Origin of the sequence: Streptomyces sp. NPDC087263, assembly GCF_044744645.1 — a bacterium.
Classification (GTDB): Bacteria; Actinomycetota; Actinomycetes; order Streptomycetales; family Streptomycetaceae; genus Streptomyces.
In genome coordinates this window covers 192,589-206,794 of record NZ_JBIUYT010000005.1, presented here as the reverse complement: position 1 = coordinate 206,794, position 14,206 = coordinate 192,589, and the positions used below count along the sequence as shown (strand labels likewise).

Annotated in this window: 10 protein-coding genes; 7 read left to right on the top strand and 3 right to left on the bottom strand. The window is 69.1% G+C overall.

Translation table 11 applies throughout. From position 1 onward, the window contains the following. Window positions 1–15: 15 nt before the first annotated feature. From ACIPC1_RS18010 to ACIPC1_RS17995, 4 genes are all read left to right on the top strand, one after another. Complete coding sequence (locus ACIPC1_RS18010; RefSeq protein WP_402518025.1) at window positions 16–1,569, top strand: AbgT family transporter; 1,554 nt, start codon at window positions 16–18, stop codon at window positions 1,567–1,569. A 52-nt stretch (window positions 1,570–1,621) separates the two neighbouring features. Continuing rightward, window positions 1,622–2,803: a M20 family metallopeptidase gene (locus ACIPC1_RS18005; RefSeq protein WP_402518023.1), complete on the top strand. Its 1,182-nt coding sequence runs from the start codon at window positions 1,622–1,624 to the stop codon at window positions 2,801–2,803. A gap of 318 nt (window positions 2,804–3,121) precedes the next feature. Beyond that, window positions 3,122–3,325, top strand: a complete 204-nt coding sequence (locus ACIPC1_RS18000; RefSeq protein ID WP_126388790.1) for a cold-shock protein — start codon at window positions 3,122–3,124, stop codon at window positions 3,323–3,325. Between the two features lie 285 nt (window positions 3,326–3,610). Further along, the gene (locus ACIPC1_RS17995) at window positions 3,611–5,167 is read left to right on the top strand and encodes a DEAD/DEAH box helicase (RefSeq protein ID WP_402518020.1); all 1,557 of its coding nucleotides are present in this window, start codon (window positions 3,611–3,613) and stop codon (window positions 5,165–5,167) included. Window positions 5,168–5,391: 224 nt separating this feature from the next. Here ACIPC1_RS17995 and ACIPC1_RS17990 read toward each other — a convergent pair whose 3' ends face one another. Both ACIPC1_RS17990 and ACIPC1_RS17985 read right to left on the bottom strand, forming a co-directional pair. Then, complete coding sequence (locus ACIPC1_RS17990) at window positions 5,392–5,892, bottom strand: cysteine dioxygenase (protein WP_402518017.1); 501 nt, start codon at window positions 5,890–5,892, stop codon at window positions 5,392–5,394. Then, window positions 5,889–6,791, bottom strand: coding sequence for an amidohydrolase (locus ACIPC1_RS17985; RefSeq protein WP_402518016.1), 903 nt, complete (start codon window positions 6,789–6,791; stop codon window positions 5,889–5,891). Before ACIPC1_RS17985 ends, ACIPC1_RS17990 begins: the two co-directional genes overlap by 4 nt. A 145-nt stretch (window positions 6,792–6,936) precedes the next feature. On the opposite strand from ACIPC1_RS17985, the gene ACIPC1_RS17980 reads away from it, so the two are divergent. After that, the gene (locus ACIPC1_RS17980) at window positions 6,937–7,950 is read left to right on the top strand and encodes a LacI family DNA-binding transcriptional regulator (RefSeq protein WP_402518015.1); all 1,014 of its coding nucleotides are present in this window, start codon (window positions 6,937–6,939) and stop codon (window positions 7,948–7,950) included. Between the two features lie 50 nt (window positions 7,951–8,000). Here the strand turns inward: ACIPC1_RS17980 and ACIPC1_RS17975 are convergent, their stop codons facing one another. Then, window positions 8,001–12,065, bottom strand: coding sequence for a discoidin domain-containing protein (locus ACIPC1_RS17975; protein WP_402518012.1), 4,065 nt, complete (start codon window positions 12,063–12,065; stop codon window positions 8,001–8,003). Between the two features lie 364 nt (window positions 12,066–12,429). Here ACIPC1_RS17975 and ACIPC1_RS17970 point away from each other — a divergent pair, with 364 nt between their 5' ends. Then, on the top strand, window positions 12,430–13,365 hold the full coding sequence (locus ACIPC1_RS17970) for an ATP-binding cassette domain-containing protein (RefSeq protein ID WP_402518011.1): 936 nt from the start codon (window positions 12,430–12,432) through the stop codon (window positions 13,363–13,365). Then, on the top strand, window positions 13,362–14,183 hold the full coding sequence (locus ACIPC1_RS17965; protein WP_402518008.1) for an ABC transporter permease: 822 nt from the start codon (window positions 13,362–13,364) through the stop codon (window positions 14,181–14,183). Before ACIPC1_RS17970 ends, ACIPC1_RS17965 begins: the two co-directional genes overlap by 4 nt. Window positions 14,184–14,206 lie beyond the last annotated feature (23 nt).

The window sequence follows — 14,206 nt, the reverse complement described above, 5'->3', positions numbered from 1 at the left end:
CACGAAGAGGTACCGATGAGTGTCACCTCCGCTCAGCCTCAGCCGACCGAGCCGCAGTCGAGAGTCCTGCGCACCGCGTTCCGGAGTTTCGCGGCGATCGAGAAAGTCGGCAACAAGCTCCCCAACCCGTTCTGGCTGTTCTGGATCCTCGCGGGGGTCGTGATCGTTCTCAGCGCGGTACTGGCGGCGGCCGGTGTCAGCACCGCGCATCCCGGGACGCACGAGACCATCAAGGTGCAGAGCCTGCTCAGCAAGGCCGGGGTCACGACGATGGTCGAGGGGGCCGTCGACAACTTCGCGACCTTCCCGCCACTGGCCACGATCCTCGTCGTGGGCTTCGGCATAGCTGTCGCCGAGGCGAGCGGACTGTTCACGACCATGCTGCGCCGCATGGTCGCCCGGGTGCCGGGCAAGTACCTCACCTTCGTGCTGTCGATGACGGCGATGGTCGCCCACGTCGCCGGTGATGCCGCGTACGTCACCCTCATCCCGCTCGGGGCCCTGGTCTACCGTGCCGCCGGCCGCAGCCCGGTGCTCGGCTGCATCGTCGCCTACGTCTCCATCTCCGCCGGGTACGACGCCTCCCCGGCGATCACCACGACCGACGTGCTGCTGTCGTCGATCTCCACCGCCGCGGCCCACACCACCGACGCGGACTACGTCGTCACCCCGGTGGCCAACTACTTCTTCGGGCTCGCCTCGTCGGTCCTCGTGGCCCTGGTGATCACACTCGTCGTCGACAAGGTCATCGCCAAGCGCTCGGACCTGGACCCCGACGAGCCGGTCACCGCGCTGACTGCCGACGAGCTCAAGACGATCGAGGTCACCGATGACCAGCGCCGCGCGCTGCGGGTGACCGGGCTGGTCGGGCTCGGCTTTGTCGCGGTCCTGGCGGCGTCCCTCATCCCGTCGTCCTCACCGCTGCGCGGCGAGCACGGTTCCATCGTCGAATCCCCGCTGATCACGGGCATGTCGCTCGTCCTCTTCCTGTTCTTCACCCTGCTCGGCTGGGTCTACGGCCGGATGACGGGCACCTTCCGTGCCCCCCGCGACATCGTCGACGCGCTCGTCGAGGGCACCCGCACCTACGCCCCGATCCTCGTTCTCTTCTTCGCGATCTCCCAGTTCCTCGCGTACTTCAAGTGGACGAATATCGGCAACGTCATCGCCATCGAGGGCGCGCAGACCCTGAAGGACATGCATCTGGGCGGATGGACCGTGCTGATCGGCATCGCCGTACTGATCACGTTCATGAACCTAGTCATCACCAGCGGCTCCGCCCTGTGGGCCCTGGCCGCCCCCATCCTCGTGCCCATGCTGATGCTCATCGGCATCGAACCCGAGACCACCCAGGCCGTCTACCGCGTCGCCGACTCGGTCACCAACTGCGTCACCCCGATGAGCCCGTACTTCGCGATGGCGCTGGGCTTCATCCAGCAACACAAGAAGTCCGCCGGCATCGGCACCCTGGCCTCATTCACGATCCCGATCGCCGCTGTCGTCTGGGTCGTCTGGGTCGCGTTCTTCGTGGCCTGGTACCTGCTCGGCATCCCCCTCGGCGTCAGCTGACCCCGCCTCCCACAACAGCGCCCCCCCACACCCTCGTACGAGAAAGCAGATCATGACCGCATCACCCGTTGCCGCCCTCACCGCCCGCGCCCAGGACGTCTCGTCGGAGATCGTCGCCGACATCCTGACGCTCGTCCGTCAGGAGACCAGCAGCTACGACCTGTCGAGCCTCGCGACCGGTCTTGACCTCCTGCGGGAGCTGACCGTCCACCGGCTCGGGAAGCCCGACCACGAGCAGCGCCATCCCGGCGGCGCGTGCGGAGACACCCTCACCCTGACCTACACCGGCACGGGTGCCGGGCACGTCGCGCTCGTCGGCCACTACGACACCGTATGGCCGACCGGGACCCTCGCCGGATGGGAACAGCGGGAGGTCTCCGAGGACGGTCGGGACAAGCTCAGCGGGCCTGGCATCTTCGACATGAAGACGGGTCTGGCGCAGGGTGTCTGGGCCCTGAAGCTGGCCCGGGAGGGCGGCGCACCCTTGCCCACCGTCACCTTTCTCTTCAACGGCGACGAGGAGATCGGCTCCCTGTCCTCGCGGCCGGTGATCGAGGAGGTCGCGCAGAAGGTCGACGTCACGCTGGTGCTGGAGCCGAGTGCCCACGGCGCGGTCAAGACCGCCCGTAAGGGCACGGGGATCTTCCAGGTCACGGCCACCGGCGTCGAGGCGCACGCCGGGCTGGCGCCGCAGGACGGGGCGAGCGCGATCACCGCGCTGGCCGAGTTCGTTGTCGCCGCCGCGACCGTCGCCGCCCCAGACAAGGGCACCACGATCAACACCGGGCTCATCCAAGGCGGCTCCGCCATCAACGTCGTCGCCGGGCAGGCCACCGCCGGCGTCGACATCCGGGTCAGCAGCGAGGCCGAACAGGTTCGTGTCGACGCCGAATTGGACGCCATCAAGGTCAGCGACGCCCGCGTCCGCATCGAGATCGATCACGCCTGGAACCGGCCGCCGATGACCCTCAACGCCGCCTCCGCCCCCCTCCTCGACCTCGCCCGTGGTGTCGCTCACGAGCAGGGCCGCGGCGCTTTGCCGGACGCGGCCGTCGGGGGCGCCAGCGACGCCAACTTCGTCGCCGCCCTCGGCCTCCCCGTACTGTGCGGCATGGGCGCAGTCGGCGACGGCGCCCATGCCCAGGGCGAGTTCATCTACCCCGACACCGTGCCCGCCCAGACCGCCCTGGTCGCGGGACTCCTGGTGCGACTGGCGGAACCGCTGCGGGGCTGAGCCGTGGTGTCCTGGCCCGCGGCACGGCGGCGTGCTCCGCCGAAGCTGATATCCCTGGCCGCGGGTTCAGAAAGCTGCGGAGCGTGCGGGCAGGGCGGCCCGGGAGGAAGGTAGTACGTGCCGTGCCCCGATCCGCGCATCGTGCTAGGCTTGATCCAGTTGCAGTTGTGGTTCCCGTTGACTTCAAGTGCCTTAGACGAATCAATTTCGTCGGGCATTTTTGTATTTCCGGTGCTTTTTACCGGACGGGGTTCATCTCGGCGACGCGGGGGTTCACACAGTGCGAACCCCTGGGCATGGCCTCGAAGGAGATTTGACATGGCTACCGGTACGGTTAAGTGGTTCAACGCGGAAAAGGGTTTCGGTTTCATTGAGCAGGACGGCGGGGGCCCGGACGTCTTCGCCCACTACTCGAACATCGCCGCCCAGGGCTTCCGCGAGCTCCAGGAAGGCCAGAAGGTGAACTTCGACATCACGCAGGGCCAGAAGGGCCCCCAGGCGGAGAACATCACTCCCGCCTGACGCTGAAGCGTCTGAGGCAGCTGGGACCCCTACCCTTGCGGTGGGGTCCCAGCTTGTTGCTTTTTTGCAGGGTTTGCCGGACGGGCAGTGATGACCTGATCGGGCTCCTGCGATCCGGTAGGCCGATCTCGGCGGATTCGGAGAAATCTGATTCCAGCGGCTGTTTTCTACCGTGCCGGTGCGACCGGCTATTTTTTGGTCTTACATTCGGCTCGTGCTTGCAATTCATCCGGCTTATGAGTGCCGGGAATTCCTCGATGCGTGCCATATCGAGGAAGGTTCTTCATGAACCGCTCAGCTCGCACGAACGACCGTTACTCCAAGACCCGTAAGGACGGCTCCGCCGGTTCCGACCGAGGAGCCCGCTTCCGGCCGCAGGGCCAGGATCGCCCCGGTGCCCGCTCAGGCGGCAACGGACGCCGTCCGTCCGCGCCGCAGGGAGAGTTCGCGCTGCCGGTCACCATCACCCCGGGGCTCCCCGCCGTTGCGGCCTTCAGTGAACTGGACCTGCCTGCCGAGTTGTTGAAGGCCATGGCCGACCTCGGGGTAACCGAACCGTTCCCGATCCAGGCCGCCACCCTGCCGAACTCCCTTGCGGGCCGCGACGTCCTGGGCCGTGGGCGTACCGGATCGGGCAAGACACTCGCCTTCGGTCTGGGACTCCTGGTGCGTACGGCCGGACAGCGTGCCGAGGCCAAGAAGCCGCTGGCCCTGATCCTGGTCCCCACCCGCGAGCTCGCCCAGCAGGTCACCGACGCGCTCACCCCGTACGCCCGGCTGCTGAAGCTGCGGATGGCCACAGTGGTCGGCGGGATGTCGATCGGCAGGCAGGCCGGCGCACTGCGTACCGGGGCCGAGGTCGTTGTCGCGACTCCGGGCCGCCTCATGGACCTCATCGAGCGCAGGGACTGCCGCCTGGACCGGGTGAGCATCACCGTCCTGGACGAGGCCGACCAGATGGCCGACATGGGCTTCATGCCGCAGGTCACCGTACTGCTCGACCAGGTACGTCCCGACGGACAGCGCATGCTGTTCTCGGCCACGCTGGACCGCAACATCGATCTCCTGGTCCGTAAGTACCTGCGTGACCCGGTGGTCCACTCGGTCGACCCGTCCGAGGGTGCGGTCACCACGATGGAACATCACGTGCTGTATGTGCACGGCGCCGACAAGTTCGCCACCGCCACCGAGATCGCCGCCCGCGACGGGCGCGTGCTCATGTTCCTGGACACCAAGCACGCCGTCGACCAGTTCACCAAGCACCTGCTGTACAGCGGCGTCAAGGCCTCGGCACTGCACGGCGGCAAGTCGCAGCCCCAACGCACCCGCACACTGGCACAGTTCAAGACCGGTCACCTCACGGTTCTGGTGGCCACCAATGTCGCCGCTCGCGGTATCCATGTCGACGACCTCGACCTCGTCGTCAACGTAGACCCGCCCAGCGACCACAAGGACTACCTGCACCGCGGCGGCCGTACGGCGCGCGCCGGTGAGTCCGGCAGCGTCGTCACGCTGGTCACGCCCAACCAGCGCCGTGACATGACCCGCGTGATGTCCGACGCCGGTATCAGGCCGCAGATCACCCAGGTCCGCTCCGGCGAGGCCGAACTGAGCCGCATCACCGGTGCCCGGACCCCCTCCGGCGTTCCCATCGGAGGCGGCGGCAGCGGCGGCGTCGCCGAGCCGGTCGGGGAGCGGCCCAAGCGCGGCGGAGCGCCCTTCCGTGGCATGGGCACCCTCCCGGGCCGGGCGGGTCGCGTCAGTGGTGAGTCCCGTAGGTCCACCGAGGCCCGGCTGACGGCCGAGGCCCGCAAGGCCGCTCGCATCCGTCGCGGCGTATAGCACCGTCCGGTGGACCTGAGGGAGTTGGCAAGCCTCATCCGCTGCACCTCAAGTTCGTCCGCCCGTCACTGCCCAAGGGCGTCACCACCAGCAGCAGTCCGGGTGAGGTCGCGTCGCCGGCCCTGAGCTGGGCAGTCAGGTCAGGGGCCGCCGCCGCGCGGGCGCTCGGCCCGCCCGTCGAAGACCGGCGTAACCGTCTCGTCCATGGTGGCCCATGAGGCACGTCAGGCGGCCGGGGCGTCCAGCGGCCGCAGCTCGTCCGCGTACGAGACGGAGGTCCGGCGCATCAGGCCGTCGTCGGTGATGTCGTACTGGCCGAGGCGCCACAGCGGTGGCGAGTACGCGTGGACGGAGACCGCGTCGTCGGTGGCCCCGGTGAGGCGGTGGATGTGCTCGGATCCGAAGCAGAAGGAGTCGCCCGCCCCGACGGTGACGGACAGGTGGCTGCCCCCGATGCGAGGGTTGGACTCGTTCAGTGTTCCCTGGACGACGGCGACCGCGCCCGAGGAGATGTCGTGGTCGTGCCAGCCGGTGTCGTTCTGTCGGGTCCAGCACAGCAGCCAGACGTCGACGTACTCGTCGCGGTACAGCGACGCGTAGTGCCGCTCCTCGTCCGAGAACGCGACCTGCTCGCGCCAGAGGTCGGGACGGCCGGCGAGTTCTTCGACGAGCGCCTGGAGTTCACGCTTGTCGAGGGTGCGGTCCGGCAGGGCCTGATACGTCATGGAGTGGATCCCTTCAGCAACCGGGCGGGGTTGACGGTGCGTAGCGCGTGGACGGCGGCGTCCGCGCCGAGGTCGGGGATGGTGAGGGGCGCGTAGGGGCGGTCGCTGCCGCTGACGATCACGTCGATGCCGGCGGCCCGGACGAGCGCGTCCACCGCGCGGGTCCCGTAGGACGAGGTCTCGTAGAAGGCGTCGAAGTCGATCTCGCCGCGCCCTCCGCCGCGGGCGGCGAGTCGCTCACCGTGCAGCGGGGCCAGGCCCGCGAGAGCGGCGAAGCAGACACGCAGGCGTGGGTGCCGGGCGCGACCGAAGGCGCGGAAGGCGAACCAGGACGCGTGCATCTGCTGTTGGTAGGGGACCAGGGCCGCCCACCAGGAGGGTGCGTCGGGGGTGGGCGGCGCGGCGCCCGGGTGGATGAAGAGCGGCTTGTCGTGATGGGGGAGGACGTCGAGAAGCGGTGCGCAGCGGTCCCAGCCGGCCGCGTCCAGCAGGGCGCTGGCGGGGAGTTGGAGGCCACGGCAGCCACGGTGGAGTTCCCGCTCGACTGCCTCGACCGCCTCCGGGACCGGCGATGACAGGCAGGGCGAGGCCCAGACGCCGAAAGGCGCCGGCAGGGCAAGTGCGCCGTCGTGGAACGCGGTGAGCAGCCCGGCGGCCTCGGCGGGCGGCAGGTACTCGATGCCGAGCGGGCTGGACAGTGAGACCAGGGCCAGATCGAGGCCGTCGGTCCGGGTCAGTGCGGTGCGCGCCGCGATGTCGTGGTCGGCCGGATCGACCTCGTAGGGCGGTTCACCCGCCAGGTGCAGGGTCCAGCCGTCGAGGTGAGGCGGCGCGGTACGGGCGCGCAGCACCTCGATGAACTCGGGCGGCCAGATGTGCTGGTGGACATCGGTGGGCACGCGGCAGTCCTTGGGAGAGTCCTCGTGGAGAGTCGGTTCGAACGAGAGGTTAACCGCTTCACTTATGCGCTTAACTTAAGCGCTTAACAAGGTGGGGTGTCAAGGGTGCGCCGCAGAGCGGACAGGTCCCGGTAGGCTTCCCGGCATGGCCAGGCCCACTAAGCGCACCACCCTCCGGGAGGTGGCCGAGGCCACGGGCCTCTCCACCGCAGCCGTCTCCTATGCCCTGCGCGGCAAGCACGTCTCGAAGGAGACCGAGGAGCGGGTGCGCAGGGCCGCCGCCGAGCTCGGCTACGAGGCCGACCCCATCGCTCGCGCGCTGGCCAGCGGCCGCACCAGCATGGTCGGCGTCATCGCGGGCGACCTCCAGGACCTGTGGCAGCAGCAGCTGATGGCGGCCATCGGCCGCGAACTGCTCGTCGGCGACCGTTATGCGCTGATTCTGGACGCCGGCGGCGATCCCGACCGCGAGCTGGTGCTCGCCAAACAACTGCGTGATCAACGCGTCGACGCGCTGCTGGTGTCGCCGGTGAACCCTGCGGCCGAGGGATGGGCGGCGATCGCCGAGGCGCTGCCTGTGGTGGCCGTCGGGGACTCGCTCAGCGCGGCCCGTACGGCCGGAGAGGTCATCTTCGACAACAGGGCCGGCATCGACGCCGTACTGGAGTATCTGCATGATCTCGGCCACCGCAGGGTGACCGTGCTGACCCCGACGCGGCCGAGCACGCCGGACCGGCCCGCCGATGTGTACGCGCGCGAGGCCGCCGAGCGGCTCGGGCTGCGGGCCGAACTGGTGCCCTGCCCGCAGGAGTTGGGTGAGGCGACGGCGGTCGCGCGACGCCTCCTGGAGGGCCCGCGGCCCGCGACGGCCGTTTTCTGCTTCTCCGACTCCCTGGCATACGGCGTCTACGCGGCGGCGGCCGAGGCCTCACTCGAAGTCGGCCGGGACGTGTCCGTGGTCGGCTTCGACGATCACCCGGTCTCCCGCGTCCTCACCCCACCACTGACCACGGTGGACTGGGGACTGGCCGGGATCGCCGACGAGGCGGCCCGGCTGATCGTCGCGGCGATCGAGGGGAAGCGGGTGCGGAAGAAGCGGATTCTGTGTGCGCCGCGGATGAGCGAGCGAGGGTCGGCGGTACGGGTGCAGGGCCCCTGAGCCCCTGCCTCGGGCCCCGCTTTCCCTCGCTTTGCCAAGGTGCGGCTGGACTATGAACGGGCCTCCGTCCGCGACACGTTGTAGCCCTCGACCCGCAGAGCGGGCCGACCCGAGGGGAGGGCGGCGGCGGGCCAGGAGAGGGTGATCTCCCGTGACTCGCCGGGCAGCAGCCATACGTAGTTGTCGCTGTACAGCGTCGGCAGCGCGCGGGCGCCGGTCCTGCTGTCCAGCAGCGACAGCCGGATCATCGCCGCGACGGCCGAGCCGCGGTTGTGGATCCGGGCCGTCGCCGTGCGCCGTGATCCCGTGCGCGTCACCTGCCCGATGTCGGCGGACACCTTCACGGCCTTGGCCTTGTTGAGCGCCTGCATGTCGGACGCCCGGCGGTAGCGCCAGTAGGTGTTCTGCGACAGGAGCCGGCCCCGGCCGTCCTCAAGGCCGAGGCGTAGGAGGTGGAAGTCCGGCAGGGAGCTCCTGAACGCCGCGGTGAACGCCTCGGCCGTGGCGGACGAGGCGACATCCACCGTGGCGCGCCGGGTCGAGCCCAACTGCCTTCCGCCCAGGTCGTAGGCGCGAGCCGTGACCGTCACGTCGTTGAGCCCGCGCGGGGTGTGATTGACCGCGATGACCTGCCAGTTGACGGGGTCGGCCTGGACGTGGACGGGTTCGCATGCCGCGCGGGAGCCGTAGTACATGCCGTTGACGTCGAAGTCGTAGTCGTACGTCTGCCACACCGTGCTGTGCCAGGCCGGGTGGGACATCCAGAGCATGAGGCCGCTGGCGTCCTTCCACAGGTGCTGGTTCCACGCCTCGAACATGGCGCGGGCGTTCTCGTAGTTGACGAACTGCGCCTTGCGCGCGAAGTCGTCGAGATCCTTGGCGGTGTCGAGGCGGGTCTCGATGGCCGCCAGGTAGTTCTGCGGGGCCTGATTACCCCGGGTGCTCCAGTCGTGGTAGAGCCACGCGCCGCCGATCGGCCACTCCGGCTCGTCGCCGACGAGCTTGCGCATGCTCTCGGCGGTGGACACCACAGGCATGCCGATCTCGGTGTGGAAGCCGAAATTGCCGCTCCCGTAGGTGGCGGGAGAGAAGTAGCGGTCGGGCTCCACCCAGCCGTAGGGGCCGCCGCCCGTGACGATGCTGCCTGCCGAGTTGTTCTGGTAGAGGACGTCGGGCGCCTCGGCCAGGACCGCCTCGCGCATGCCGGTGTCGATGGCCTCGGGCGGGTTGCCCTCGTTGGCACCGCACCAGACGACGACGCTCGGGTGGATGCGATAGCGCCGTACGGTGTCCCGCGCCAGGTCGTTGTAGGCCGTGTGGTCCGGCGGGTCCATCGCCCAGGCGTTGGGGAAGTCGTTCCACACCAACAGGCCGTGCTCGTCGCAACTGGCGAAGAACTCCTCCCGGTTGCTGGACGCGACCCAGTTGCGGATCATCGTGAAGTTCATGTCCCGGTGCATGCGCACGGCCGCGTCCATCCGGGCGGCCGGCATCCGGCGCAGCAGTTCGTCCCAGCCCCAGTTGCCGCCACGGCAGAAGACCCGGACACCGTTGACGCTGATCTTCAGCGGATCCGGGGTGTTGTCCACGGACCTGACGTCCGTCCAGGTGTCGCCGTCGTCGGACACCTGGATCACGTACGTCTTCGGGTACGCCGACTCCCATACGATCGTGACCCGGTCGAAGGAGACGGACGAGCCCAGGTCCACCCGGATCCACTGGTTGTCCTGATACTCCGAGGACCAGCGGGAGCCCGGGTCGCCGTCGGTCGCGTTCGAGGGGTTGTTGCCGGGATCCACGCTGGAGGCGGTGGCCGTCCTGTGCAGGGCCAGGTCGGTACCGGGGGAGGCGCTGTCGACCACCGAGAGGGTCCACAACGAGTTGCCCCAACTGGTCGCCCGGGCACCACAGTTGATCCGCACGTACCGTGAGGTGTGAGCGGTGAAGTCCACCGTCTGCAGGCTCGCGGCGCCGCTGTTGAACGGCAGGGGCACCGCCCCGTTGTCCACCGACCCCGTGTCGGTCCACGCCGAGCCGTCGGTCGAGACCTCTACGACGAACATCTTGGCGTACGCCTGCTCCCAGGTCAAGTCGACCCGGTCGAAGGCGACGACGGATCCGAGGTCCACCTGGATCCACTGGTCGTCCTCGAAGGCCGAGGACCAGCGGGAGCCCGGGTCGCCATCGGTCGCGTTGGATGCCGTGTTGCCGGAGTCCTCGGTGGACGCGGTGGCCGTCTTGTGCAGGGCCAGGTCGGTACCGGCCGACGTGCTGTCGAACACCGACAGTCCCCACAGTGAGAAGCCCCAATTGGTGGCCCGGGTCTGGCACTTGATCCGCACATACCGTGCTTGTCGCGCGCCGAGGGGCACCGGCTGGGTGTACCGGTTGCTGCTTCCGCTGAACGGCAGCGGCACCGCGTACTCGTAGCCGAACTGCCGTATGCCGAACCGGGTGGTGCGCCGGTCGCTCTCCTGGCCGTCGACCGAGGCGGTCAGCGTCAGTTCGTGCAGCTCGGGACTGCCATAGCCGTTGGGCCACCACAGCTTGGGGTCGCGCAGCCGCAGCGAGGCGTACGTGGAGGGTGCGAAGGTCACATCGACGCTCTCACCGCCGGCCACCGTCACCGTCTGGGACACCCGTACGTCGTCGAAGGCGGCCGTGACGGTGACCCGTCTGCTCGTGGAGTCCACGTTGCGCACCGGGACCACGATCGTCAGCTCCGCGCTGGAGGTGTCCGGCAGGTCGGGGAGTTTCGTGTCCACCCGTGGGTCGCCGATGACCGCGTGGCCGGTCGAGCGCAGCCGTACGTGGTTCCAGATGCCGGACACCCGGTCGCGCACCGCCGGCATCCAGTCCCAGCCTGAAGCGGCCAGGTAGGTCGGCGAGTTCTGGTTCATCATGGTGGCGCCGGCGTCCACGAAGGCAAGACCCGCCGGGCCCTTGTCGCCGGGGCTGCCGGGGAACGGCATGGGGGTGATCCTGACGGCCAGGGCCTGTTCGCCGCTTTCGGCGAGCAGCTTCGTCACGTCGAGGGCGGAACGGGCGAAGGGGTACGTCAGACCGCCCACCTTCTGCCCGTTGAGCCAGACCTCCGCGGTGTGGTTGATGCCGTCGAACTCCAGCCAGATGCGCCGGCCCGAGCCGGTGCGCAGACCGCGCGGCAGCTCGAAGCCTCGCCGGTACCACCACGAGTGCCGGGACAGGGCCTCCGGAATGTGCAGGTTGTTGAAGCCGGCCACCGGGTCCGGGAGATGGCCCTGCTCCACCAGCGAGGCCAGTACCGTCCCCGGCACGGTCGCGGGCAGCCAGCGGCTCGTGTCCACGTCCGGCAGGGACAGCTCCGCGCCCTCCGCGCCGGCCCAGTCGTCCATGGTGAGCGTCCAGCCGGACTCCAACGGCACCGTGCCGTCGGCCGCCGCCTTGAGCGCGGGCGCCCGGTGGGCATGGACACCCCAGTCGGTCCAGCCGGTCGCCGACGGGCGGTGTCCGTTCGCCGAGCCGTAGACCTCGAAGCCGTTGAGCCCCAGCGGGTTGGCGTTGGAGCGCCTGGTCACGGTCATCCGCACCCAGCGGGCGGTGACCGGTCCGGCCGGCGTGATCTCCACGACTCCACCCCTGCCGGACGTGGTCCGGTGGATCGTGGTCCACGTGCGATGGTCCCGTGAGGTCTCGACGACGAACTCCACCGCACAACTGGACAGGATCTCCTGCCCCGTCGTGCGGTCGCGGGGATTGCCGCCGGTGGAGGGGACGAAGACCGGGTCGTCCGCCGTCGCCTCGAAGGTGAGGCGTACGGAGTCGACCGCGCAGTCCGCCTGTAGATCCACCGAGATCCACTGCGGGTCACCGTCGGCGGCACGCCAGCCGGTGCCCTTCACGCCCACCGAGTTGACCTTGTCCACGACCAACTCGCCTGGCGTGGGCGCGTAGTCGGTGGACGACACGGAGATCGGGCGGTACGCGGCGAGGTCACCCCGCGTGCCGGTGGACCCCAACGGGGTGGCGGCGTAGGCGTTCTGGGGGAGCGCGACTCCAAGGCCGAAGCCTGCCAACAGAGTTGAGCCGGTGGCCAGGACCGCGCGGCGGGAGGGACGGGGCGGATCGGTCGACATGTGCGGTGGTCCATTCCAGACGGTCCCGGAGGGGAGCAAGTGACCTCTGCGCTTGGTGCGATGACAACGTTGCCAAAGACTCTGTCGCCCCCGAACCCTTGTCAAGGTTTCTTGCACAGCTCGCTCACAGCGGCGCCGAGTTGAGGTGGTCCTGTCCTCCCGGTCCCGCAGCTTCGGGCGATGGGGAGGACCGGGGTCGGGTCATCCTTGAGGATCACGGGAGCGCGGTACCCCGGTACCGTCCGCGCTCCGGAACCAGCCCGCGGTACCGGGTTTCGGACCTTCCCCGTTCCTATCGTTGAGGCACGGCCCCCGGCGGCACCGCGCCCGGACCGGCCTCGCCACCCTCACACTGGGACGGAACATGATCGAGATACAACGGCTGGTCAAGAGGTACGGCGAGAAGACCGCCGTCGACGGGCTCGACTTCACCGTCAAGCCGGGTGTCGTCACGGGCTTCCTCGGCCCCAACGGCGCCGGCAAGTCCACCACGATGCGCATGATCGTCGGCCTGGACGCGCCCACCAGCGGCTCCGTCACGGTCAACGGCCGCCGCTACAAAGAGCATCGAGCCCCGCTGCAAGAGGTGGGGACGCTGCTGGAAGCCAAGTCGATCCACCCCGGCCGCTCCGCCTTCAACCACCTGAACGCCCTTGCCCTGACCCACGGCATCCCACGCCGCCGGGTGCAGGAAGTCATCGAGATGACCGGTCTCACCCAGGTCGCGGGCAAGCGCGCGGGAGCGTTCTCCCTGGGCATGGGCCAGCGTCTGGGCATCGCCGCGGCACTGCTCGGTGATCCGCAGACCGTGATGCTGGACGAGCCGGTCAACGGGCTCGACCCCGAGGGCGTGTTGTGGATCCGTCGCCTGCTCACCGGACTCGCCGAGGAGGGACGTACCGTCTTCGTCTCCTCGCACCTGATGAGTGAGATGGCGTTGACCGCCACCAACCTGGTCGTCGTCGGGCGCGGCAGGCTCCTCGCCGACACCACCGTCGAGCAGTTCATCCAGGGAGCCGGGGGCCACAGCGTGAAGGTCCTGACGGGGGATCCGGCCCGGCTGAGGGAGTTGCTGCTCGGTCCGGACGTGGAGATCACCGGTGCCACGGGCTCCGAGGAGCTTCACGTCACCGGCCTGGACGCACGTCAGATCGGCGCGACGGCTTTCGAGCACTCCATTCCCCTCTACGAGCTCACCCCGCAGACCGTCTCCCTGGAAGACGCGTTCATGGCCATGACCGGTGACGCCGTCGAGTACCACGGGACCACTTCCAGCACCCCCGTCGGGAGCACCGTATGAGCACCCTGACCGCCGAACCCACCACCGCCCGGACCCGCCCCGAGTACAAGGTCACCGGCGTCCATGTGCTGCGCTCGGAATGGGCCAAGCTCTGGTCGCTGCGCTCCACCTGGATCACCCTGGGCCTGTCCCTGGTGATCCTCATCGGCTTCGGGCTGATCTTCGCCTCCACCTACTCGTCCGGCGACGGGCGGGGGCCCGGGTCGGAAGCGCAGGACGGGATCGCCGTCGCTCTCGGCGGAATCAACTTCGCCCAACTCGCCCTCGGTGTACTCGGTGTCCTGGTCATGGCCGGGGAGTACTCGACCGGCATGATCCGCTCCACCCTCGCGGCGGTTCCGACCCGCCTGCCCGTGCTGTGGTCGAAGATCGCCGCCTTCGGCGGCATCGCCTTCCTCGTCACCACGGTCGCCGTCTTCGTGTCCTTCTTCGCGACGCAGGGCGTCCTGAGCGGATCCGACATCGTGCTCGGCATCTCCGACTCGGGCGTGGTGCGCAGTCTCCTCGGGGCCGCGGTGTACCTTGCGCTGGCGGGTGTCATGGGTGTGGCGCTGGGTGCGCTGCTCCGCTCGGTGGCCGGTGGCATCGGACTGCTGGTCGTGGTCCTCATGCTGCTGCCGGTCTTCACCGGACTGCTGTCCACCTCACTGCAGGACGACATCAGCCCCTACCTGCCCAGCAACGCCGGGGGCTCGATGTTCGCCCTGCACCAGGCGAGCAATACCCTCAGCCCAGGCGCGGGACTGGCGGTCCTCGTCGGCTGGGTCGCCGTGGCCGTCGCCGCTGCCGCCTGGCGGCTCAAGCGTTCTGACGCGTGACCGGCGCACAGGCGTAGACGGTC